The organism is Streptomyces sp. HD (assembly GCF_028369295.1).
Lineage (GTDB): Bacteria > Actinomycetota > Actinomycetes > Streptomycetales > Streptomycetaceae > Streptomyces.
The window spans coordinates 138,270-159,504 of sequence record NZ_JAQMYP010000013.1; the positions used below are offsets into that span (position 1 = coordinate 138,270).

Genomic DNA, 21,235 nt, shown 5'->3' on the forward strand with positions numbered 1-21,235 from the left:
GGCGGCTCACCCCGCGATCCGTACGGTCGTGCTGGCGCCCCAGATCGCCAGCGACAGGAAGAAGTCCAGGACGTTGATCGCCACGATCGAGGTCCGCACCGCGCGGCCCACGGCGACGCCGACGCCCGCCGGGCCGCCGCTCGCGTGGTAGCCGTAGAAGCAGTGCACCAGGATGATCAGCACGGCGAAGACGAGCACTTTGCCGAACGACCACAGCACGTCGACCGGTGGCAGGTACTGCTGGAAGTAGTGGTCGTAGGTGCCCGCGGACTGGCCGTAGTAGCCGGTGGTGATGGTGCGGGCGGCCAGGTAGGAGGAGAGCAGGCCGATCACGTAAAGCGGGATCACGGCCACGAACCCGGCGATCATCCGCGTCGTCACCAGGAACGGCAGCGAGGGCACGCCCATGACTTCGAGGGCGTCGGTCTCCTCGCTGATCCGCATCGCGCCCAGCTGCGCCGTGAACCCGGCGCCGACCGTCGCCGAGAGCGCGAGTCCCGCCACCAGCGGGGCGATCTCGCGGGTGTTGAAGTACGCCGAGAGGAAGGCGACGAAGTTCGAGGTGCCGAGCTGGTTGAGGGCCGCGTAGCCCTGGAGACCGACCTCCGTGCCGGTGAAGAAGGACAGGAAGGCGATCACACCGACCGTGCCGCCCACCACCGCGAGGGCGCCCCGGCCGAAGCTCACCTCGGCGAGCAGCCGCAGGATCTCCTTCTTGTAGCGGCGCAGGGTGCGGCCGGTCCACGCCAACGAGCGGCCGTAGAAGACCAGTTGGCTGCCCAGCTGCTCAAGACGGTTCAACAGCGCCATGCCTCAGCCCCTCTGCGGGACGACTTGGAAGTACACCGCGGTCATCACGAAGTTGGTCACGAACAGCAACATGAAGGTGATCACCACCGACTGGTTCACCGCGTCGCCCACACCCTTCGGGCCGCCCTTCGCCGTGAGCCCCTTGTACGAGGCGACGATCGCGGCGATCGCGCCGAACACGAGTGCCTTGACCTCCGCCGCCCACAGGTCGGAGAGCTGGGCGAGCGTGGTGAAGGAGGCGAGGTAGGCGCCGGGGGTGCCGTTCTGCAGGACGACGTTGAAGAAGTACCCGCCTGCCACGCCGACCACCGACACCAGGCCGTTGAGCAGCACGGCCACGACCATCGACGCCAGCACCCGCGGCACCACCAGCCGGTGGATCGGGTCGATGCCCAGCACCTGCATCGCGTCGATCTCGTCCCGGATCTTCCGCGCCCCGAGGTCCGCACAGATCGCCGTGCCGCCCGCACCCGCGATCAGGAGCGCCGTGACGATCGGCGAGGCCTCCCGCAGCACCGCCAGCACGGAGGCGGCCCCGGAGAAGGACTGGGCGCCCAACTGCCGGGTCAGACTGCCGATCTGGAGCGCGATGACCGCCCCGAAGGGGATGGAGACGAGCGCCGTCGGCAGGATCGTCACGCTCGCGACGAACCACGCCTGCTGGATGAACTCCCTTGCCTGGAAGGGCCGTCGGGGGACGGTCCGGACGACGTCCAGCGCCATCGCGAACAGGCTCCCCGAGTGCCGCAGCGCTCCGATCGGAGACAGACGTGACAGGCTCATGCGCCGGCCCCCGCCTTCTGGTGCAGCGCCGCCTCGCGCCGGGCGATCGCCTCCCAGCGCGGTGGGCGCGGGATGCCCGGCCCCGGCAGCAGGCGGGGAGTCAGTGCCTGAGCGCCGGGAGAGCGTGGGCCCCTGCCGTCGGCGCCGAGGGCGGCCAGCTCCTGCTCGACCTGGGCCGCGTCCTTCTCCTCCGCCATGCCGATCGGGCCCTGCATCCTGCCGTTCAGGAACTGCCGTACGACGGGCTCGCCGCTGGTCAGCAGCTCCTCGCGGGGCCCGAACATGACCAGCTCGCGGCGGAACAGCAGCCCGATGTTGTCCGGCACCTGGCGGGCCGAGGCGATGTCGTGCGTGACGATCAGGAAGGTCGCGTCGATCTGGGCGTTGAGGTCGACGATCAACTGGTTGAGGTAGGCCACCCGAACCGGGTCGAGGCCCGAGTCCGGCTCGTCGAACAGGATGATCTCCGGATCGAGCACCAGTGCCCGGGCCAGCCCGGCCCGCTTGCGCATCCCGCCGGAGATCTCGCCGGGCAGCTTCCCCTCGGCGCCGATCAGCCCGACCATGTCCATCTTCTCCAGCACGATGCGCCGGATCTCGCTCTCGGACTTACGGGTGTGCTCGCGCAGCGGGAACGCGATGTTGTCGTACAGGTTCATCGACCCGAACAGCGCGCCGTCCTGGAACAGCACGCCGAACAGCTTCCGCACCTCGTACAGCTCGTGCTCGCGCAGCCTGGTGATGTCCCGGCCCTGGATCGTGATCGAGCCACGCTCCGGCTTCAGCAGTCCCACGAGCGTCTTGAGGAAGACCGACTTGCCCGTGCCCGAGGGGCCGAGCATGACCGAGACCTCCCCGGCGGGCAGCGTCAGCGAGACGTCCTGCCAGATGACCTGGTGACCGAAGGACTTGGTCAGCCCTTCCACACAGATCTCGACACCCATCCGGTCCACCCTTCGGCCCCTGGAGCAGCTCTGACATCTGCTCTACGGGGAGGGGCGGGGTGTCCGTCGCCGGGATGGCGGATTTTTTTCGAGCGGGTTACGGCAGTGGGGTCGCGGTAGGGAGGGGAAGAGGGGCGGAGGGCTCGACCGACGGCTCCGGGACCTCGGGCAGCTCCGGGACCTCGGGCACCTGCGGGACCTCCGGCGTGGTCAGCACCGGCAGGGGGGTCACCGAGACCGCGGGAACCGATACGTCCGGCACTTCCGGGAGCTTCGGCACGTCCGGTACGTCCGGTATGTTCGGCACTTCCAGCACGGACAGCGGCCGGAACGATTCTCCCGGCGTCGCCCCGGCCGACTTCCGCCCGGCCGCCGTGGCGGAGGCGCGGTTCCCCCGAGGGGCGCCCTCGGTCGTGCCGTCCGTCCGCAGCGCCTCCACACCCGGTGTGGCGACGACGGGCCGCGGAGCCGTACCGCCCCCGCCCTGACCCCCGCCCCCGTCGAGCGCGTACGGCAGCACGAACCCCGCCACCACCAGCGTCGCCGCCGTCGAGGCCACCGCCACGGCCTGCACCTTGCCGGCGCCGCGGGGCCGACCCCACCCGATGAGGAACAGCGCGAACCCGAGCGTCGCGGCCAGCGACTGCCGCAGTGTCCGTCGCGCCCGGGCCAGCAGCGACTCGACGGTCCGGTAGCTGAGCCCCATCCGGACGGCGACCTGCCCGACGTCCAGGTCCTCCGACTTCAGCCGCAGCGCCTCGGCCTGCCGCGCGGGCAGCTCACCGCTGCGCACCGCCAGCCACTTCGCCTCGGCCCGGTCGCACACCGCCTCCTCGACGGGCACGGGGCCGGGGGCGACGAGGGTCGGGCTGGTGCGTACCTCGGCCTCGCGGTTCACCTGCCGGTAGCGGTCGACGCACAGCCGCATCGTGACCGTCGTCAGCCAGGCCGCCAGGCGCTCGTCGTCCAGGTCGGGGCGTTCCGCGGCGCGCAGCATCGCCTCGTGCACCGCGTCCTCGGCGTCCTCCGCACTCATCGACCTGCGCCGGGCCACCTTGAGCAGCTGCTCGCGGTGACTCCACATGAGCCGCCAACGCTCGTCGGTGCCGTGCGGCATCGCAAGTGTCCGTGCACATGTCTCCGCAGAGGTCTCTGCGAGCTTGTTCGCAGGCTTGTCCGCAGGCATGTCCGTCGCCATGAGGGCCCCTTCGCACTCATCCCGCCGGTCTCGTGCCGTCCGGCGGGGGGCGACATTACCGCCGGGTATCGGAGGTTGTGGAGGGGGGAGCGGTGATCGATTTCGCGCTGTTACTGGTCAGCGGGGCGTCGTCGGAGAGCAGGTCGTCGGCGACGTGCTCGATGTCCGGGGTGGGGAGGGGGAGTTGGGGCTCCGTCGTCTCCTCCGGCTCCTCGGGGGCGGTGGCCGGACGGGTTGGGACGGGCGCCGACGGGGTGGGGCTCGGGTGGGCGGAGGGGCGCGGCGACGAGACCTCCCTCGGCTTCGAGGGCGTCCGCGGCGGCTCAGGACGTATCACTGAATCAGCTGAACTGTCCGGTACCACCCGGTGCCCGTCCAGGAAGTACGCGTACCAGGCCCGCACCGTGCGCAGATAGGCCGCCGACTGGTTGTAGCCGAGGATCGCCCGGTCCAGCTCGGCCGGGACGGACAGATCCCGCCCGCCCGCGCACAGGTAGCGCCCGGCGGCGAGGGCCGCGTCGAAGACGTTGTTCGGATCCGCGCGCCCGTCGCCGTTGCCGTCGGCGCCCCAGCGGGCCCACGTCGACGGGATGAACTGCATCGGCCCGACCGCGCGGTCGTACACCGCGTCCCCGTCATGGGCGCCGCCGTCGGTGTCCCGGATCCGTGCGAAGGCCACGCCGTCCAGCCGAGGTCCGAGGATCGGCGTCACGGTCGTACCGTCCGACGTCACCCGTCCGCCCCGGGCCTGGCCGGACTCCACCTGCCCGATCGCCGCCAGCAACTGCCAGCGCAGCCGACAGCCGGGTGCCTCGCGCGCGAGCCGGTCCTCGGCGCGGCGGTACGCGGCGAACACGCTCGCCGGAAGCGGGGCGCCCGCGACGGCCGGTGCCGCGTCGCCGCCGTGTTTCGAGGTCCGCAGGGGTGGCAGTTCGGTGCGGAACGGGGTGTCGCCGGAGACGCTGGGGCCTTGCTCGGCGAGTGGCTGTCTCTGGTCCGAGGCTCGTTCCGCGACCACCCCCGGCGCCCCTGACGCGGTCAGCGCGACCATCGCCGCGACCGCGGCCGCCGTACCCCTCGCGGCTCTGACTCCGTGCCCTGCCACTTGCTGTCCCCTCCCCGCAGACGGATGCCTGTCGTCTGCTCTACGGGGCGGGGCGGCAGGTCCGTCGCACGGGTTCGCGCGGCGTCCCGCCGCTACGGCTTCCGCACGCCGCTCAGCGCCTCCTCCGCCCGCTGGTCGACGATGTGCGTGACCAGGTGCTGGGCCGCTCCGAAGACGATCGACCAGCCGATGATCTGGGCGGAGCTGTCGAGGTTGCTCAGGCCGGGGACGAAGGCGCCCTTGATGAGCAGGATTCCGGCGACGGCGGACAGGGCGCCCATGGGGAACTTCAGTACGGCGGCGGCGAGCGGCAGCCGGAACTGGTACTGGGTGGCGTGGTTCGGCTGGATCCGGCGCACCGCCGTGACCACGGTGAGGGACGCTCCGATGAGCCCCGCGAACTCCACGGTGAGGACGTCCTGGTTCCTGGCGTAGTTGCCGGTGACGACGTCCGTGACGGCGGGGGCCTCGGCCAAGGGGGGCGGGCCCTCGGGAGGGACCTCGTGCTCGCCGGTGGGGCAGACCACCCGGTTGCCGGGCGGCTGCGGCTGGAAGCACAGGTCCACGGCGTCCTCGTCGGCGTAGCCCCACGCCGCCAGTGCGATCAGGCCCAGGACCGCCGCCCCCGTGAAGATCCAGAGCAGGTCCGCCAGGACGCGTACGCGTCGGTGTCTGCCGCCCAGGGACGCGTAGGCGAAGGCGAGCGCCCTGACCAGGGTGCTCCGGTCCTGGGCCGTGAGGGGGGCCGGGCCGGCCTCGACCTTGTCGGCGACATCCTGCACGGCCTGCCGCTGCGGGCTGGTCTCCGACAGGTTCCGGCGCACCATGCCCAGGATCTCCGGGGTCCTCGCGCGGACCTCGTCGTCGCAGGCGATGGAGAGCAGATCGGCGTCGGCGGCCCGGATGTTCGACCAGATGCGCTCCAGGGTGCCGGCTCTGGGCTGGAACCTCGGCACGTTCAGACACGCCGCCTCGGCTTGGTCGAGATGCCCCCGCGCCCCGTCGAGCACCGCCCGGCGCCGGCCGTCGTCGTCCCCCGCACCACCGCTCTCCTCCATGGCCAGCTGGGTGCGCAGCCGGGAGATCACGGTCAGCGGCAGCTCCAGCCAGGGCGCGAGATTGATCCTCTGCCGCGCGGACATCCGGGCCTCCGTGGCTTCCCTCGGGAACCTCCAGTACGACACGCCCGCACCTGGCACGACCAGGCGGCCTGCTCCCCACGGGTGACACGCCCCCCACATCACCGTTCCGGGCTATTCCTGGAGGCCGAAGTTCCGGGATTCATCTACTCAGGAGAGATGGCCCCGGTGCTTTTGGAGGCAAGGCGTGGACGACAACCGCGACAAGAACGACAACCGCAAACTCCCCATCGTCTACGTCCGGGGATTCGCCGGCGGCACGAGCGGGATCAACAAGGCCGTGGACGACCCCTTCTACGGCTTCAACGAGGGCTCCACCCACGTCCGCGTCGGCGCCGACAACCAGCCGCTCTTCCACCAGTTCGAGAGCCCGCTGCTGCGGCTGATGCAGGAAGAGGGCTACGACCTCCTCGTGAAGGGTGACCAGCGGGCCTATCTGGCCGGCCGCCAGGCGAACGAGGTCCGCCCCGACACCATCTGGATCCACCGCTTCTACGACCGCTCGGCCTCGACCTGGGGCGGCAGCCCTCAGGAGTACCGGCTGGAGGACGCCGCCGCCGATCTGCGCGACCTGATCGACGAACTCCGTGTGAAGACCGGCGCGCCCGCCGTCATCCTCGTGGCCCACTCGATGGGCGGCCTGATCTGCCGCTGCCTGCTCCAGAAGATCCTGCCCGACCAGGGGCGCGCGGCCGCCGACTGCGTCGCCAAGTTCTTCACCTACGGCACCCCGCACGGCGGCATCTCCTTCGACCTCGGGGGCGGGCTGCTGGAGAAGATGCGGGACACCTTCGGCATCCAGGGCGCGGACATCTTCGGGCCCCGGCGGATGTACGAGTACCTCACCCCGCAGGCCGAGCTGGACCGGACGCCTCACCGGCCCGGCGGGTGGGACGCCCGTCCGATGCCGCAGGGGCCGGGGGCGCTGCCCGTCGAGCGGATCTTCTGCCTCGTGGGGACCAACCCGGCCGACTACGACGTCGCCCTCGGCCTGTCCTCGGCCGCCGTCGGGCCGCACAGCGACGGACTCGTGCAGATCGAGAACGCGTATGTGCCGGGCGCGCAACGGGCCTTCGTGCACCGCAGCCACAGCGGGCGTTACGGCATGGTCAACTCCGAGGAGGGTTACCAGAACCTGCGGCGGTTCCTGTTCGGGGACACCCGGATCGAGGCGTCGCTGGTCGGCTACCGGCTGCCCGATGACGACGACATCGTGTGGCAGGCCGAGTCCCGGCTGTCGGTGCGCGGGCTGCCCGTGATGATGCACGAGCGGCTCGCGGCCCACTGGTGCCCCATCCAGCTCGACGGACGCCGGGCAGGGGAGGACGCCTCGGTCTCGCTGGCCACCACCTTCCTCAACAGCGGCCTGCGGGCCCCCACGGCCACCGACGAGCCCATGCGGTTCATCCTCGACCTGCGGCTGATCTCCCTGCGCGAGCGGGGCGGCTTCCTCGGTCTCGGCGACCACCTGGAGCAGTCCGCCGACTTCTCCGACACGCTCGTCATCGACGTCGGCCCACCGGACGCCGGCCCCGGCATCTGGGCCACCTGGAACTCGGAGATCGAAGGCGCCATCCGTGACCACCGGGCCGCCGGCTCGCCCCGCTCCGACGAGGACCCCGCCGCCGGCCGCTGGGTCGCCCACATCCCGCTGCCCGCCACCACCGCACGCCTCGTCGGCGCCGACGCGAGGATCCGGCTCGTCGCGACGCCCTGGACGTGAGGCGCGGCCACGCGGACGGGAGCGCGGCCTACGCAGACGGTGGCGCGGCCTACGCAGACGGTGGCGCGGCCTACGCAGACGGTGGCGCGGCCCACGCAGACGGTGGCGCGGCCGTGTCGCCGCCGCGGCCGGGACTTACTTGCCTGAGGCAACCCGCAGGTAAGCTGACCGCATGCCGAAACCGCCGTCGACCGACGCGGTACCGGATGTCCTGCTCGTCCTCGGCGATGCCGCACCTGTGAGCCGTTCTCCGCACTGCTGGAGCTGACCGGTCACCGGACCGTCGCGGTGGGCCGCGGCACCGAGGCCACCGCCCTGCTCGCCGAGCGCCGGTTCGATCTGGTCATCATCGATGTGACGCTGCCGGAGGAGACGGGGCCGCGCAGGCTGCGGGCCGTGTCGCTGACGACGGGGGAGTCCCGCGTCGACGCGGAGGACCTGCCGGTCGGGGCGCCGCGGGGGGGGGGGGGCGTCCCGCGTGCGGAACCCGCTCTCTTCGCAGGCGGGATGCCGGGGATGGCCCGTCGCTTCGCCGGGCTGGCGGTGGGGGCGGACGGGACCTTGCTGCTGTCGGCGAACGGGGAGGGGACGGTGCTGCGGCTGACGCCTGCGCGGTAACCGGTTGAGATGCCGCCGTACGTCGGTGAGGGTCTGGAGGCATGGAGTACTTCTGCTACCACCGAGACCGGCCCGGCTCGCTCACCCTGCGCGACGAGTTGCTGGAAGAGCACTGGTCCTACATGGACCGGTACGCGAAGGAGATGATCGCCCGCGGCCCCACCTTCGCCGACGACGGCGAGACACCCACCGGCAGTGTGCACATCGTCGACCTGCCCGATGCCGCCGCCGCCCGCGCCTTCGCCTTCGACGAGCCCAACCACCAGGCGGGCGTGTACCGGGACGTGCTCCTGCGCCGGTGGCGCAATCTGCTGGGGCGCACCATGTGGGACTTCCCCGGCGGCCCGAGCGGGGGCAACCGGTACCTGGTGCTCGGCCTGGGACAACACGTCCTGGCCGCGGGCCGGGCCGACGACCTCGCCGGGCCGGCCGACCGGGACGCGCTGATCGCGTACGGGCCTCTGCTGTCCGACGACGGCAGCGCCTGGCTGGGTACGGCCGTGCTGCTCCGGGCGCCGGACCCGGACACCGCACGCGCCGTGCTGATACCGGACCGGTATGCCGACATCGAGGTCCACGAGTGGGAGTTCGGCGGGCGGCGGCCCTGAGCCGACCCACTCCACCTGCTCGCTACTCGCCGAACAACGGCTCCTGTCCCTCGAACGCCGCCGCTCCGTCCTCCTTCTCCGGCCTGTCCAGCCTCCTGTTCCGTGCCCCCACCACCAGGGCCGTCACGGCCGCCGTCGCCGCGAGGGCGGTGGGGACCATCCAGCCGCGGTCGAGGACGTGGCCCAGGGCGTGGTCGAGGGAGAGGCGGCCGGGGCCGGTGATCGCGAGGCCGGTCGCGGCCAGGCCCAGGGTGGCGGCGTACTCGTAGCCGCCGCCCTGGTTGAAGAAGCCGTTCGGGGCGTGCACCGCGGACGCCCCGGCCATCGCCCCGGCCGCCGCCGCGCCCGCACCGGGCGTCGCCAGCCCCAGCGCCAGCAGTGTGCCGCCGCCGGTCTCCGCGAGGCCCGCGGCGGTCGCGCTCACCTTGCCGGGGCGGTAGCCGACCGACTCCATGAACTCGCCGGTCCCGTGGATGCCGTGGCCGCCGAACCAGCCGAACAGCTTCTGGGTGCCGTGCGCGACCAGCACCCCGCCGGCACCCAGCCGGAGCAGCAGCAGACCCAGATCACGCCGGCCGAGGGCCTTACCGGCACACACAGCACTCCCAGTACTCACAGCGACTCCCGGAACAGTCAGCAGGGACAGGTCCCCTCCCGCGTATCCACCGTGGCATCGAAGACACTCAACCGGCCCGCCTTCGCCGCCGTTCGGGTGGCGGACCGCCGGGGGCGGTGTGAGGGTGACCGGTATGACGATTCAGACGTCCAAACTCAGCGATCCGGCCGTCCGCGCCTTCGTCACCGCCGTCAACGCCCATGACCGCGAGGGCTTCCTGAACGTCCTCGCGCCCGGCGCGACCATGGCGGACGACGGCACCGACCGCGACCTCGCCGACTGGATCGAGCAGGAAATCTTCTCGTCCAACGGCCACATGGAGGTCGACAACGAGTCGAACCACGGCCGCGACCTCCTCGCCAGCTACCGCAACGACGCCTGGGGCGAGATGCGCACCCGGTGGCACTTCGAGATCGAGGACGACGGCAGGATCTCCCGCTTCGAGACCGGTCAGGCGTAACGGGCGGAGGCTCAGGAGAATTTCCGTAAGCGCTTGCCCTCGTGTGCGCTCCAACTTCTAACGTCCCGCCTCATGGAGACCAAGAGGACTTTGGGACGCACCGGCATCGAGGTGAGCGCGCTCGGCTTCGGCCGCTGGGCCATCGGGGGATGGGGGTCCCCCCCGCGCGAGCGCATTCGAGCGTGGGGGCGGCAGTCCACCGACGGGCAGCCACTGGGCTGGGGCAAGGTCGACGACGAGGAGTCGGTACGGGCGGTGCGGCGCGCCCTCGACCTGGGCGTCACCTTCTTCGACACCGCCGACACCTACGGCGCCGGGCACCGTACAGCACATGGCCAATGTGCTCCAGGACGCGCCGGAGATGTTCGCCCTGTGCGAGGAGCTGGAGCTGGCGAGCGTCAACCGCAGCCCGCTGGCGATGGGCCTGCTCACCGGCAGGCGCAGGAGCGGTCAGGCCCTGGAGGCCGGGGACATCCGCAGCCGGCCGCCGCAGTGGCTGCAGGGCTTCGAGGACGGATCGGGCGCCGCCCCGGACTGGGTCGCCCGCGTCGACGCGCTGAAGGGCGTGCTCACCAGCGGCGGCCGCACCCTCGGACAGGGCGCCCTCGCGTGGCTGTGGGCCCGCAGCCCCCGCTCCGTGCCGATCCCGGGATTCCGCTCCGTCGCCCAGGCCGAGCAGAACGCGGGCGCGCTCGCGAAGGGTCCGCTGACGGCGGAGCAGATGACCGAGGTCGACCGGGTCCTGGGCCGCTGAGCCCCGGGCGCTGCAACGCCCTGAGGGGCGCGGGGCTGAGTCGATATGCGGCTCCGCCGCGTGGGCGCGACCAGCCACAACGGCGCGGCAGACAACCGACGGCCGATCGCGGCACTCACAGCGGAGCGCCTACGCGGCAGCCGTTCCACGCACCGGTGTGTACCTCGCGGTCCCACGCGAGATCCACCCCCACCCGGTGATCGTGGAACGGCTGCCGCCTCCCCCCTCGGAGTGGTCTGCGGAAGCCTCGTGCTCCAAATGTGAAGCTCTGGTGCACGAGAAGTTGAGCATATGCCTCCGACCGGCTGCGATGCGGCGGAATTCTGGACTCCGGTTGTGCAAGTTGTGGAGATGGCGAGGGTGCGCCGGAACCTCAGCCGCGTCCCACGTACGGCATGGCCGTCGCCAGCACCGTCGCGAACTGCACGTTCGCCTCCAGCGGCAGCTCCGCCATGTGCCGCACGGTCCGCGCCACGTCGGTGACGTCCATGACCGGCTCGGGGACCACGGACCCGTTGGCCTGTAGTGCGCCCGTCTGCATCCGGGCGGTCATGTCGGTCGCCGCGTTGCCGATGTCGATCTGGCCGACGGCGATGTCGTACGGCCGTCCGTCCAGCGACAGCGACTTGGTCAGGCCGGTCAGTGCGTGCTTGGTCGCCGTGTAGGGCGCCGAGCGCGGGCGGGGTGTGTGTGCGGAGATCGAGCCGTTGTTGATGATCCGGCCGCCGTGCGGGTCCTGCTCCTTCATCTGCCGGAACGCCGCCTGCGCGCAGAGGAACGCCCCGTTGAGGTTGGTGTCCACGACATGCCGCCACGCGTCGTACGACAGCTCCTCGAACGGCACCCCGCCGGGCCCGAACGTCCCCGCGTTGTTGAACAGCAGGTCAACCCGCCCGAACCGCTCCACGGTGGCGGCGAACAGTGCGGCCACGTCCTCCTGCCGCGCCACGTCCGTCCGTACGGCGAGCGCGGCCCCGTCGGGCACCAGCCTCGCCGTCTCCTCCAGCGTCTCCACGCGCCGCCCGGCCAGCGCCACCGACCAGCCCGCGCGCAGCAGTTCCACCGCGACCGCCCGCCCGATGCCGGATCCGGCGCCGGTCACCACGGCGATCCTCGTGTCCGTTTGCCTGTTCGTCATGGGCCCGCAGCGTAGGCGAGGGTCCGCCATCCGGAACTCATCCATCCGCCATCCGGGTGTTGTGTACGCGCCAAGCGAGTGTCGTCCCCGGCCACTCCAATGCCTCATGCATCCATCAGGCAGGGGAGGACCGGATGACAATCACACCAAACGCGCCCCAGCACACACCCGAACTTCGTGCCGCCGCCCGGCACATCGGCCGCCGCCGCTTCCTGACACTCACCGGCGCCGCCGCCGCGCTCGCCTTCGCCGTCAATCTGCCGGCCGCGGGCGCGGCGAGCGCCGCCCGGCTCGACCCCCGCAAGATCACCGACAACCCCTTCACCCTCGGCGTCGCCTCCGGCGACCCGCTGCCCGGGTCCGTCGTCCTGTGGACCCGCCTGGCCCCCGCCCCGTACCAGCCCGACGGCGGACTGCCCGCCGAACGCGTCACCGTCCAGTGGGAGCTGGCCCACGACGAGCAGTTCAGCACCATCGTCAGACGGGGCACCGCCACCGCGCACCCCGAGTTCCACCACACGGTTCACGTCGAGGTCGACCACCTGGACGCGGACCGCGTATTCCATTACCGCTTCCGCACCGGCGACTGGATCAGCGAGACGGGCCGCACCCGCACCGCGCCCCTCGCGGACGCCGACACGAGCTCGCTGACCCTGGCGGCCGTCTCCTGCCAGGCCTACACCGACGGCTACTACACGCCGTACCGGCATCTCGCGCAGGACGACGTGGACCTCGTCTTCCACCTCGGTGACTACCTGTACGAGTACGCGGTCAACTCCGTCGGCGGCTACCGCAACTACACCGACCGCACCCTCCCCGCGGTGTTCAACCGCGAGACGGTGACCCTGGAGGACTACCGCCTGCGCTACGCCCTGTTCAAGACCGACCCCGACCTCAGGGCCGCGCACGCCGCGCACCCCTTCGTCGTCACCTGGGACGACCACGAGACCGAGAACAACTACGCTGACGACACCCCCGAGAACAACGTCCCGCCGGAGGAGTTCCTGCTTCGCCGCGCCTCCGCCTACCGGGCCTACTGGGAGAACCAGCCGCTGCGCAGCCCCCAGCAGCCCACGGGCCCCGACATGCAGCTCTACCGGCGCCTGAGCTGGGGCCGGCTCGCCCAGTTCGACGTGCTGGACACCCGCCAGTACCGCTCCAACCAGGCCTATGGCGACGGCTCCCAGATCCCCGGCCCGGACGTCGACGACCCGGCGCGCACCATGACCGGCGAGGCCCAGGAGAAGTGGCTGCTCGACGGCTGGCGCGAGTCCACGGCGCTGTGGAACGTCGTTCCGCAGCAGGTCACCTTCTCCCAGCGCAGGTTCGACACCCCCGCGCCCTCACGGGTGTCGATGGACGCCTGGGACGGCTACCGCGCCTCCCGGCGCCGGGTACTGGACGGGGCCAGGGCGGCCGGCATCGAGAACCTGATGGTGCTCACCGGTGACGTCCACGTCGGCTACGGCTTCGACATCAAGGACGACTTCGACGACCCCGCCTCCGCCACCCTCGGCACGGAGATCGTGGCCACGTCGATCGCCAGCGGCCGGGACGGCATCGACAAGCCCGCCAACTGGGACGCGTACATGCAGGCCAACCCGCACATGAAGTTCTACAACGGCCGTCGCGGCTACGTCACCGTCGCGCTGGGGGAGGCGCAGGCCCGGGCCGACTTCAAGACGGTGCCGTACGTGACCCGGCCCGGGGCGCCGATCTCGACGGCCGCGTCCTTCGTCACGCAGGCCGGGGAGCCGGGGCTCACACCGGCGTGAGCGCGGGCGCCTCGGGCGCCGCGTCCCCGTCGGGGGCCTCGCCCGGGTAGCGGACGCCGACGCGGTCCCGTATCGCGTCGAGCGTCCGCATCACCGCGAGCGTGCCGTCCAGCGGGACCAGCGGCGATTCGGTCTCCCCCGCACGCAGCGCCCGCATCACCTCGGTGGCCTCGTGCCGCAGGCTGCCCCGGGGCCCGTCCGCCGGGTCGGCCGTGAACTCCTCGGGGTCACGGCCGTCGCGGTGCAGCACGAAACGGTCCGGGAAGAAGAAGCCGTTCGGCACATCGATACGGCCGCCCGCGCCGGTCACGGACGCCGAGGTGGCCGTACCGCCGACGATGGAGCAGTGCAGCGAGGCGAGCGCGCCGCCGTCCCAGGAGAGCAGGGCCCCCGTCTGGAGGTCGACGCCCTCCGCGGACAGCGTGGCGCGCGCCGTCACGTCCGTCGGCTCCCCGAGCAGCAGCTGGGCGAAGGAGACCGGGTAGACGCCGAGGTCCAGCAGGGCGCCGCCGCCCTGTGCCGGGTCCCGCAGCCGGTGCGAAGGCGGGAAGGGGCCGGCCAGCCCGAAGTCGGCCTGCACATGACGCACTTCGCCGATCGCGCCGTCGTCCACCATGGCCTTGAGGCGCCGGATCAGCGGGTTGCAGTACATCCACATGGCTTCCATCAGGAAGCTTCCGCGCGCCTGCGCCAGCGCGACCAGTTCCCCGGCCTCGCGGGCGTTCAGCGTGAACGCCTTCTCGCACAGCACGTTGCGCCCGGCCTCCAGACACAGACCGGCGGCCGTGCGGTGTGCCGAGTGCGGGGTGGCGACGTACACGACATCGATGTCCTCGTCCTGGGCGAGCGCCTCCCAGTCGCCGTAGGCCCGCGCAATCCCGAACCGCTCGGCGAACGCGTCGGCCGAGTCCTGCCGCCGGGAGGCGACGGCCACCACATCGGCGTCGGGCAGATCGACCAGATCGGCCGTGAAGGCGGCCGCGATCCCGCCGGTCGCCAGAATCCCCCACCGCACGTTCTGTTCCGCCACTGCGGCCCCACCCCTCGCTCATGTGACCCTGGGCACTCTGTACGAGCTGAGAGCATAGAGGGCGGATCACTTGGAGAGGGAGGGGCGCATGGGAGACCATGGGGGGCCGATACCAGACATACCGCAGTCGGCGACACGGGACGTGGCGCAATCCGCGACACCGGCATCGGCACCGACGCGGACACCGGCAGCGAAGCGACCCTCCACCCGCTCCCTGCGCCGCACCGGCTTCCTCGTCACCTTCATCCTCGGCGGTCTGACGGCCACGCCCCCGCTGGCGATGGACATGTACCTCCCGGCGCTCCCCGAGGTCACCGGGGCCCTGCACGCACCCGCCGCGACCGTCCAGCTCACGCTCACCGCCTGCCTGGCCGGCATGGCGCTCGGGCAGCTGGTGGTCGGCCCGATGAGCGACCGATGGGGCCGCAGACGCCCGTTGCTGGCCGGGCTGGCCGTGTACATCGTGGCCACCGCGCTCTGCGCGTTCGCACCCACGGTCGAGTTCCTGGTCGCCTTCCGGCTGGCGCAGGGCCTCGCGGGCGCGGCGGCGATCGTGATCGCGCGGGCGGTCGTACGCGACCTCTACGACGGCGTGGCCATGGCCCGCTTCTTCTCCACCCTCATGCTGATCTCTGGGGTCGCCCCGATCGTGGCGCCGCTCATCGGCGGGCAGATCCTGCGGGTGACCGACTGGCGGGGCGTGTTCGCCGTGCTCACGGTGGTCGGGGCGCTGCTCGCCGGGCTGGTCTGGCGGCGGCTCCCGGAGACCCTGGCGCCGGAGGAACGGCACGGCGGCGGGGTCGGTGAGGCGCTGCGCGCGATGCGGGGTCTGCTCGCCGACCGCGCCTTCGCCGGGTACATGCTGGCCGGCGGGTTCGCCTTCGCCGCCCTCTTCGCCTACATAGCGGCGTCGCCGTTCGTGGTCCAGGAGATCTACGGAGCCTCGCCGCAGACCTTCAGCCTGCTGTTCGGGCTCAACTCGGTCGGGCTGGTGATCGTCGGCCAGATCAACGGCAAGGTGCTGGTGGGCCGGGTCAGTCTGGACCGGGTGCTGGGCGCGGGCCTGACGGTGGTGATCGTGGCGGCCACGGCGCTGCTGCTGATGTCCGCCGGCGTCTTCGGCGAGGTCGGGCTGCTGCCGGTGGCCGCCGCGCTGTTCGTGCTGATGTCCGCGATGGGGGTGACACTCCCCAACACCCAGGCCCTCGCCCTGCTGCGCACCAAGCACGCCGCCGGATCCGCGTCCGCGCTCCTCGGTACGTCGTCCTTCCTCATCGGAGCGGTCGCCTCGCCCCTCGTGGGCATCGCCGGGGAGGACACCGCCGTTCCGATGGCCGTCGTCCAACTGGCCGCAGCACTGGTGGCGCTGGCCTGCTTCATGGGAATGTGCCGTCCCTGGAACACGCGTGCGGACAGACGTTCGGACGGACGGGCGGCTGCGGAGGGAGCAGGGAGCTGAGCGCGCCGAGACTGCGCGGGGACACGCCGGAAAGGGCCGGACTCGACCCCGAGGAGATCAGTCATCTCGTCCGCGAGGTCCACGACCTCACCACCGGCGCCCGCCCTTGGGCGGCCGGTGCGGTGCTGGCCGTGGGGCGGGGGCCGTATCTCGCCGTCGAGGAGGCGGCGGGCTGGGCGGTGCGATATGCCGCCTACGACGAGGAGAAGGACTCGGGCGTGGAGCTCCCGCCCGACTCCCGGGTCCCGATGACCCCGTCGACCCCTTTCGACCTGGCCTCCCTCACCAAGCTGTTCACCTCGGTGGCCGCCGTGCAGCAGATCGAGCGCGGCACCCTCGGCATCGACGCGCGGGTCGGCGCGTACCTGCCGGACTTCCGCGCGGCGTCCCGGCACGACATCACCATGCGCCAGCTGCTCACCCACACGTCCGGGCTGCGCCCCGAACTCCCGCTGTACGACTGCGCGGACGACGCGGAGCGCCTGGAACTGCTGCGCGCCGAGCCGCCGATCGGAGTCCCCGGCACCTACTGCTACTCCGACCTGAACCTGCTCCTGCTCCAGCACGTCCTGGAACGCATCACGGGCCGCACGCTCGACGTCCTGATCCACGACGGCATCACCCGCCCGCTCGGCATGACGGCGACCCGCTTCGGCCCCTGCCCGGCGGCGGCAGCGACGGAGGACCAGCGCCGCCCCTGGGCCAAGGCGGACCGCGGCATGCTCCGAGGCGTCGTCCACGACGAGAACGCCTGGTCCCTGGGCGGCGTCGCAGGCCACGCGGGCCTGTTCTCCACCGCCCGCGACCTCGCGGTCTTCTCCCGCACGCTGCTCTCCGGCGGCTCATACGGCCCCGCCCGCATCCTCGGCCCCGACTTCGTGGAGCTCCTGCTCACCCCACCCGGCCTGGGCTTCGCGGTCGACCAGCCGTGGTTCATGGGGGAGCTGGCGGGACAGGGGGCCGCGGGCCACACCGGGTTCACGGGTACCTCCCTGGTCCTGGACCCGGCGACGGACACGTTCCTGGTGCTGCTGGCGAACACGGTGCATCCGCGGAGGCAGGCAGCGGACAGCCGGCCACGGGCGCGAGCCGGGACGCGGTTGGCTCGGGCCGTGCGGGGGATGGAGTGATGTGGGTGGACCGTCGAGTGCTGCACGGGGGCGTAGTTGAGCGAGCCGAACCGATCACCGGCTGACGGCGGCGCCGTCCCGGGGCCCCGGCCGATCCGGGGTGCCCTGGAGATCGCGGTGACGTCTTCCAACCCCGAAACAGTGGCGGGAACGGACTTCTCCATCTTCGTCGTGGTGCGGAACCCGTTCGACGTTCCCATCACCCTGCACGAAGTGCAGACGCACATCCCGGTGGAGCTCATGGACGTGAACAGGCTGCGACTCCTTCGGGCTGCTCAGCCGCCAAGACCCGGCGGACTGGTCCCTTCCGTAAGGAGTTGGAGGGCATGGCGAAGGCTGGTCCGCCAGCAGAACAACGGTGTGGCCACGGCGGTCGGCACAGAATTCTCGCCCGAGAGTTCCGCGAGCGCCATTGAGACCAGTATCAGAATCGGGGGTGGGGTGGGCGACGGGGCGACGGTAGCCGGTGTCCAGTTCAATTTTCCCGACAATCCGAGCCCCGAAGAACTTGATCAGCTGTTCCGGCGGCTGCTCGAATACCGGCGTGGTGTCACCCCGGTCACACTTCAACCGGGAAACTCCGTGGTCCGGCAGTTTGTCCTGCGGACGCGTTCGTGGCTCTTCTTCAGGCCGCTGGCCCATACATTCGAGATCCAGGTCAGCTTTTCGCTCGACGGCGCCGATCAGACCACCACCGTCGCACACGACGTGCTGATCAACGCTCCCCTGCCGGCGACGGTGACGGGCGGCATGTTCGGCAGCGTGGTCGGTACGACTCTCCGCGTCCTGGGAACCTCGCCGACGCCTGGCGGGGCAACGCTGTTCCGGGGGATCTTCACCGGAATTCTGGCCAGCCTTGTCGTGGTCGTGGCTTTTGCCCGGAAGTCCTCTGCCCAGCCGTTCGTCGCGATCGAAGACTTCTGGGGAGGGGCAATCATCGGATTCTCGGTGGGGTACTTCGGATTCCAGGGTTTCGCCGACTTGCTGAAACCGCCCGATTAGCGGGGCGCATCCGCCGTTTCCCGGCAGCGCGGCCCCGGGCGTGAGCGCAGGTCTTGTCGTCTTCGGGGCACCGTAGAATCACCGCGTGAACGCCCCGTTTTCCCCAGCTGACACGCTGCGTGCCGCCCTGGCCGGGTTGCTCGACGGGCTGCCCCCGAAGCGGGCCGCCCAGGCCGTCGACCGGCTGATCGCCAACTACCGGGGCGCCACCCCCACCGACGCCCCGATCCTCCGCGACCGCGCGGACGTGGCCGCTTACGCCGCCTACCGGATGCCCGCGACCTTCGAGGCGGTGCGCGCGGCGCTGGAGGCGTTCGCGCAGGCCGTGCCGGAGTGGGTGCCCGCCAGTCATGTGGACGTGGGCGGGGGCACCGGCGCCGCGATCTGGGCCGCCACCGCCACCTGGCCCGGCGAGCGCGACGTCACCGTGCTGGACTGGGCCGAGCCCGCGCTGGCCATCGGCCGGGACATCGCCACCGCCAACCCGGCGCTGAAGAACACCCGTTGGCAGCGAGCGCGGATCGGTTCGGCGCTCGCCCTCGACCCCGCCGACCTCGTCACCGTCTCCTACGTCCTCAACGAACTCACCGCCCCCGACCGCACCATCCTCGTCGACGCCGTCGCCGCCGCGGCCCAGTCCGTCGTGATCGTCGAACCAGGCACCCCCGACGGCTACACCCGTGTCATCGAGGCCCGCGACCGCCTCGTCACCGCCGGCTTCCGCATCGCCGCACCCTGTCCGCACAGCGCCGCCTGCCCCATCGTCCCCGGCACGGACTGGTGCCACTTCTCGGCCAGGGTCAGCCGCTCCTCGCTCCACCGCCAGATCAAGGGCGGCTCCCTCGCCTACGAGGACGAGAAGTTCAGCTACGTCGCCGCGACCCGCCTCCCGGTCACCCCGGCCCCCGCCCGCGTCGTACGCAAGCCCCAGATCCGCAAGGGCCAGGTCCTCCTCGACCTGTGCGAGACCGAACCCTCCCTGCGCCGCACCACGGTCACCAAACGCCACGGCGACCTCTACAAGGCGGCCCGCGACGCGGACTGGGGCGACGCCTGGCCGCCGGAGTCCGACTAGGACGACTCCTCGGCGTGCTTCTCCCGGAGCTTGCGCAGCAGCTCCCGTTTCTGCGCCGTGGGGTCCGTCCCGCCGCCGATCCGGTCACCTCGGCCGCCGCCGCGCAGCGCCTTGCGGCCGAGGTTGCGCCGCGTCCCGCCGACTCCCAGCATCTTTCCGGCTCCGCTTCGGGCCATGGCGAGCTCCTCTCGTCATCAGTCAAGGGAACGAGACGTACCGTCTCGAACCGAACTCCTCCAGGTTCCGGCGAGACGCTCCGTCTTGTCAACCTGATAAAATCGAGCCATGGCAGCCCAGAAGTCCGCCCAGTCCGAGCCCAACTCCAGCCGCCGCAGCGAGAAGTCCCGTCGCGCCATCTACGAAGCCGCCCTCGCCCTCGTCGGGGAGGTCGGCTACCCCAGGACCACCATCGAGGGCATCGCCGCCCGCGCCGGCGTCGGCAAGCAGACGATCTACCGCTGGTGGTCGTCGAAGGCGGACGTCCTGCTGGAGGCCTTCCTCGACCTGAGTGAGCAGGCGTCCCGGGACGCGGGCCCGGAGTACGAGTTCGCCATCCCGGACACCGGCGATCTCGCGGCCGACCTCAAGGCCGTGCTGCGCCTCACCGTCGACCAGCTCAAGGACCCCCGCTTCGAGATCCCGTCCCGCGCCCTGGCCGCCGAGGGCGTGGTCAACGAGCAGGTCGGCCGGATCTTCATGACCAAGCTCCTCGAACCCTCGCTCCAGCTCTATGTCGACCGGGTGCGCGCCGCCCAGAAGGCCGGCCAGGTCCGCCAGGAGGTCGACCCGCGCATCGCCCTCGAACTCTGGGTCTCGCCCCTCGCCCAGCGCTGGCTCCAGTACACGGGCCCGATCTCGTACGAATACACGGACACCCTCGTCGAGTACGCACTCCACGGCATCGCACCGCGTACTCGGTAGGGGCGTAAATCACGCCAAAGCCGTCCATTACCCCTGATCACGGTGCTGTGTACACCTCGCCCCACCTGGCCTGGTTGTCCGCTACTGCCCCCCGAGGCGCACGATGGTGGGACCATAGGGCATGCTGTTCCGCACGACAGCGAGGCGAGGCGATAGATGAGCGCGGAGTTGGGCGGCCGGACCGGCCTGCAGGGCAAACTCTCCCAGTGGCTGCGTGGACGCCGCCCGAAGGAGGCCGCCGCGGACAGCGGCGGTCGTGAGGCCCTGCTGCTGGCCGCCGCCGGAGCGGGCCTGCCGCTCGCGCCCGCCGCGTACCCCGCCCCCGGCTACCGCTGCTCCTGCGACCGCGTCGGCTGTCCCACGCCCGCCCGGCACCCGGTGTCCTTCGCCTGGCAGACGCAGTCCACCACCGACCGCGCCCAGATCGAGCGCTGGGCCCGCCACCAGCCCCAGGCCAACTTCATCACCGCCACCGGCATGGTCCACGACGTCCTCGACGTACCGCTGGAAGCCGGGCGCGAGGCGCTGGAGCGGCTGCTCGGCGCGGAGATCGAGGTCGGCCCGGTCGCCGAGAGCGACGACGGCCGGCTGCTGTTCTTCACCCTCACCCGCGGTACCCCCGAGGACGAGGACGAGTGGTGGCCGTGCGAGCTGGACTGCCACCCCGAGACCATGGACGAGCACCCGGGACTGCGCTGGCACTGCCGCGGGTCGTATGTCCTCGTACCGCCCGCCCAACTGCCCGGCGACGGACAGACCGTGCACTGGGTGCGCGGACTCGAACACCCGCTGCCCGACCCGCTGAGCCTGCTCGAAGTCCTCACCGACGCCTGCGGCCGCCACGTCGGCGAGGAGCCCGACCACGCCTCCACGGCCTGGCCCCTGCGCCACTGATCGCTGCGCGGGCTGTGCCGACAGGCGGCTCCGCCGCGGGGCCGTGATGTGCC

At 71.6% G+C, this 21,235-nt stretch carries 21 protein-coding genes and 1 pseudogene; 12 read left to right on the forward strand and 10 right to left on the reverse strand.

Annotated features, from left to right (window positions below):
• Positions 1-6 precede the first annotated feature (6 nt).
• From POF73_RS15510 to POF73_RS15535, 6 genes are all read right to left on the reverse strand, one after another.
• The gene (locus POF73_RS15510; protein WP_272115346.1) at positions 7-810 is read right to left on the reverse strand and encodes an MlaE family ABC transporter permease; all 804 of its coding nucleotides are present in this window, start codon (positions 808-810) and stop codon (positions 7-9) included.
• A 3-nt stretch (positions 811-813) separates the two neighbouring features.
• Positions 814-1,593 (reverse strand): MlaE family ABC transporter permease, encoded by a 780-nt coding sequence (locus POF73_RS15515; protein WP_272115347.1) that lies wholly within the window; start codon positions 1,591-1,593, stop codon positions 814-816.
• Positions 1,590-2,537 carry an ABC transporter ATP-binding protein gene (locus POF73_RS15520; RefSeq protein ID WP_272115348.1) on the reverse strand — a complete coding sequence of 316 codons (948 nt, stop codon included), beginning with the start codon at positions 2,535-2,537 and terminating at the stop codon, positions 1,590-1,592. Before POF73_RS15520 ends, POF73_RS15515 begins: the two co-directional genes overlap by 4 nt.
• Positions 2,538-2,634: 97 nt before the next feature.
• Positions 2,635-3,654: a sigma-70 family RNA polymerase sigma factor gene (locus POF73_RS15525; RefSeq protein WP_272115349.1), complete on the reverse strand. Its 1,020-nt coding sequence runs from the start codon at positions 3,652-3,654 to the stop codon at positions 2,635-2,637.
• A gap of 136 nt (positions 3,655-3,790) precedes the next feature.
• A complete protein-coding gene (locus POF73_RS15530) occupies positions 3,791-4,786 on the reverse strand; it encodes a lytic transglycosylase domain-containing protein (RefSeq protein WP_272115405.1) in 996 nt (331 codons plus the stop codon).
• A gap of 146 nt (positions 4,787-4,932) precedes the next feature.
• The gene (locus POF73_RS15535) at positions 4,933-5,982 is read right to left on the reverse strand and encodes a hypothetical protein (protein WP_272115350.1); all 1,050 of its coding nucleotides are present in this window, start codon (positions 5,980-5,982) and stop codon (positions 4,933-4,935) included.
• A 184-nt stretch (positions 5,983-6,166) separates the two neighbouring features.
• Here POF73_RS15535 and POF73_RS15540 point away from each other — a divergent pair, with 184 nt between their 5' ends.
• From POF73_RS15540 to POF73_RS15550, 3 genes are all read left to right on the forward strand, one after another.
• Complete coding sequence (locus POF73_RS15540; RefSeq protein WP_272115351.1) at positions 6,167-7,702, forward strand: esterase/lipase family protein; 1,536 nt, start codon at positions 6,167-6,169, stop codon at positions 7,700-7,702.
• A gap of 288 nt (positions 7,703-7,990) precedes the next feature.
• Positions 7,991-8,320, forward strand: coding sequence for a hypothetical protein (locus POF73_RS15545; RefSeq protein ID WP_443049522.1), 330 nt, complete (start codon positions 7,991-7,993; stop codon positions 8,318-8,320).
• A gap of 41 nt (positions 8,321-8,361) precedes the next feature.
• Positions 8,362-8,928: a YciI family protein gene (locus tag POF73_RS15550; RefSeq protein ID WP_272115352.1), complete on the forward strand. Its 567-nt coding sequence runs from the start codon at positions 8,362-8,364 to the stop codon at positions 8,926-8,928.
• 22 nt (positions 8,929-8,950) lie between these two features.
• On the opposite strand, the gene POF73_RS15555 is transcribed toward POF73_RS15550, so the two are convergent.
• On the reverse strand, positions 8,951-9,544 hold the full coding sequence (locus POF73_RS15555; RefSeq protein ID WP_272115353.1) for a DoxX family protein: 594 nt from the start codon (positions 9,542-9,544) through the stop codon (positions 8,951-8,953).
• A 133-nt stretch (positions 9,545-9,677) separates the two neighbouring features.
• Here POF73_RS15555 and POF73_RS15560 point away from each other — a divergent pair, with 133 nt between their 5' ends.
• Positions 9,678-10,004: a nuclear transport factor 2 family protein gene (locus tag POF73_RS15560; protein WP_272115354.1), complete on the forward strand. Its 327-nt coding sequence runs from the start codon at positions 9,678-9,680 to the stop codon at positions 10,002-10,004.
• A gap of 72 nt (positions 10,005-10,076) precedes the next feature.
• A pseudogene (locus POF73_RS15565) lies at positions 10,077-10,758 on the forward strand (aldo/keto reductase).
• Between the two features lie 373 nt (positions 10,759-11,131).
• Here the strand turns inward: POF73_RS15565 and POF73_RS15570 are convergent.
• Positions 11,132-11,896, reverse strand: coding sequence for an SDR family oxidoreductase (locus POF73_RS15570; RefSeq protein ID WP_272115355.1), 765 nt, complete (start codon positions 11,894-11,896; stop codon positions 11,132-11,134).
• A gap of 134 nt (positions 11,897-12,030) precedes the next feature.
• Here POF73_RS15570 and POF73_RS15575 point away from each other — a divergent pair, with 134 nt between their 5' ends.
• Positions 12,031-13,671 (forward strand): alkaline phosphatase D family protein, encoded by a 1,641-nt coding sequence (locus POF73_RS15575; RefSeq protein WP_272115356.1) that lies wholly within the window; start codon positions 12,031-12,033, stop codon positions 13,669-13,671.
• Here the strand turns inward: POF73_RS15575 and POF73_RS15580 are convergent.
• Entirely contained in the window at positions 13,658-14,701 is a 1,044-nt protein-coding gene (locus tag POF73_RS15580; RefSeq protein WP_272115357.1) for a Gfo/Idh/MocA family protein, read from the reverse strand. The genes POF73_RS15575 and POF73_RS15580 overlap by 14 nt on opposite strands.
• Before the next feature lie 88 nt (positions 14,702-14,789).
• On the opposite strand from POF73_RS15580, the gene POF73_RS15585 reads away from it, so the two are divergent.
• The 4 genes from POF73_RS15585 to POF73_RS15600 all read left to right on the forward strand — a co-directional run bounded on the left by POF73_RS15585 (position 14,790) and on the right by POF73_RS15600 (position 19,367).
• Positions 14,790-16,160 carry a multidrug effflux MFS transporter gene (locus POF73_RS15585; protein ID WP_272115358.1) on the forward strand — a complete coding sequence of 457 codons (1,371 nt, stop codon included), beginning with the start codon at positions 14,790-14,792 and terminating at the stop codon, positions 16,158-16,160.
• Positions 16,088-17,290 (forward strand): serine hydrolase domain-containing protein, encoded by a 1,203-nt coding sequence (locus POF73_RS15590; protein ID WP_443049523.1) that lies wholly within the window; start codon positions 16,088-16,090, stop codon positions 17,288-17,290. The genes POF73_RS15585 and POF73_RS15590 overlap by 73 nt, the downstream gene beginning before the upstream one ends.
• Before the next feature lie 117 nt (positions 17,291-17,407).
• Entirely contained in the window at positions 17,408-18,292 is an 885-nt protein-coding gene (locus POF73_RS15595) for a hypothetical protein (protein ID WP_272115359.1), read from the forward strand.
• Between the two features lie 85 nt (positions 18,293-18,377).
• The gene (locus POF73_RS15600) at positions 18,378-19,367 is read left to right on the forward strand and encodes a small ribosomal subunit Rsm22 family protein (RefSeq protein WP_272115360.1); all 990 of its coding nucleotides are present in this window, start codon (positions 18,378-18,380) and stop codon (positions 19,365-19,367) included.
• On the opposite strand, the gene POF73_RS15605 is transcribed toward POF73_RS15600, so the two are convergent.
• On the reverse strand, positions 19,364-19,543 hold the full coding sequence (locus POF73_RS15605; RefSeq protein ID WP_272115361.1) for a DUF6243 family protein: 180 nt from the start codon (positions 19,541-19,543) through the stop codon (positions 19,364-19,366). The genes POF73_RS15600 and POF73_RS15605 overlap by 4 nt on opposite strands.
• Positions 19,544-19,652: 109 nt before the next feature.
• Here POF73_RS15605 and POF73_RS15610 point away from each other — a divergent pair, with 109 nt between their 5' ends.
• Together POF73_RS15610 and POF73_RS15615 are read left to right on the forward strand one after the other, a co-directional pair.
• The gene (locus POF73_RS15610; RefSeq protein ID WP_272115362.1) at positions 19,653-20,288 is read left to right on the forward strand and encodes a TetR/AcrR family transcriptional regulator; all 636 of its coding nucleotides are present in this window, start codon (positions 19,653-19,655) and stop codon (positions 20,286-20,288) included.
• A gap of 156 nt (positions 20,289-20,444) precedes the next feature.
• Positions 20,445-21,182 carry a bifunctional DNA primase/polymerase gene (locus POF73_RS15615; protein WP_272115363.1) on the forward strand — a complete coding sequence of 246 codons (738 nt, stop codon included), beginning with the start codon at positions 20,445-20,447 and terminating at the stop codon, positions 21,180-21,182.
• Positions 21,183-21,235: the final 53 nt, after the last annotated feature.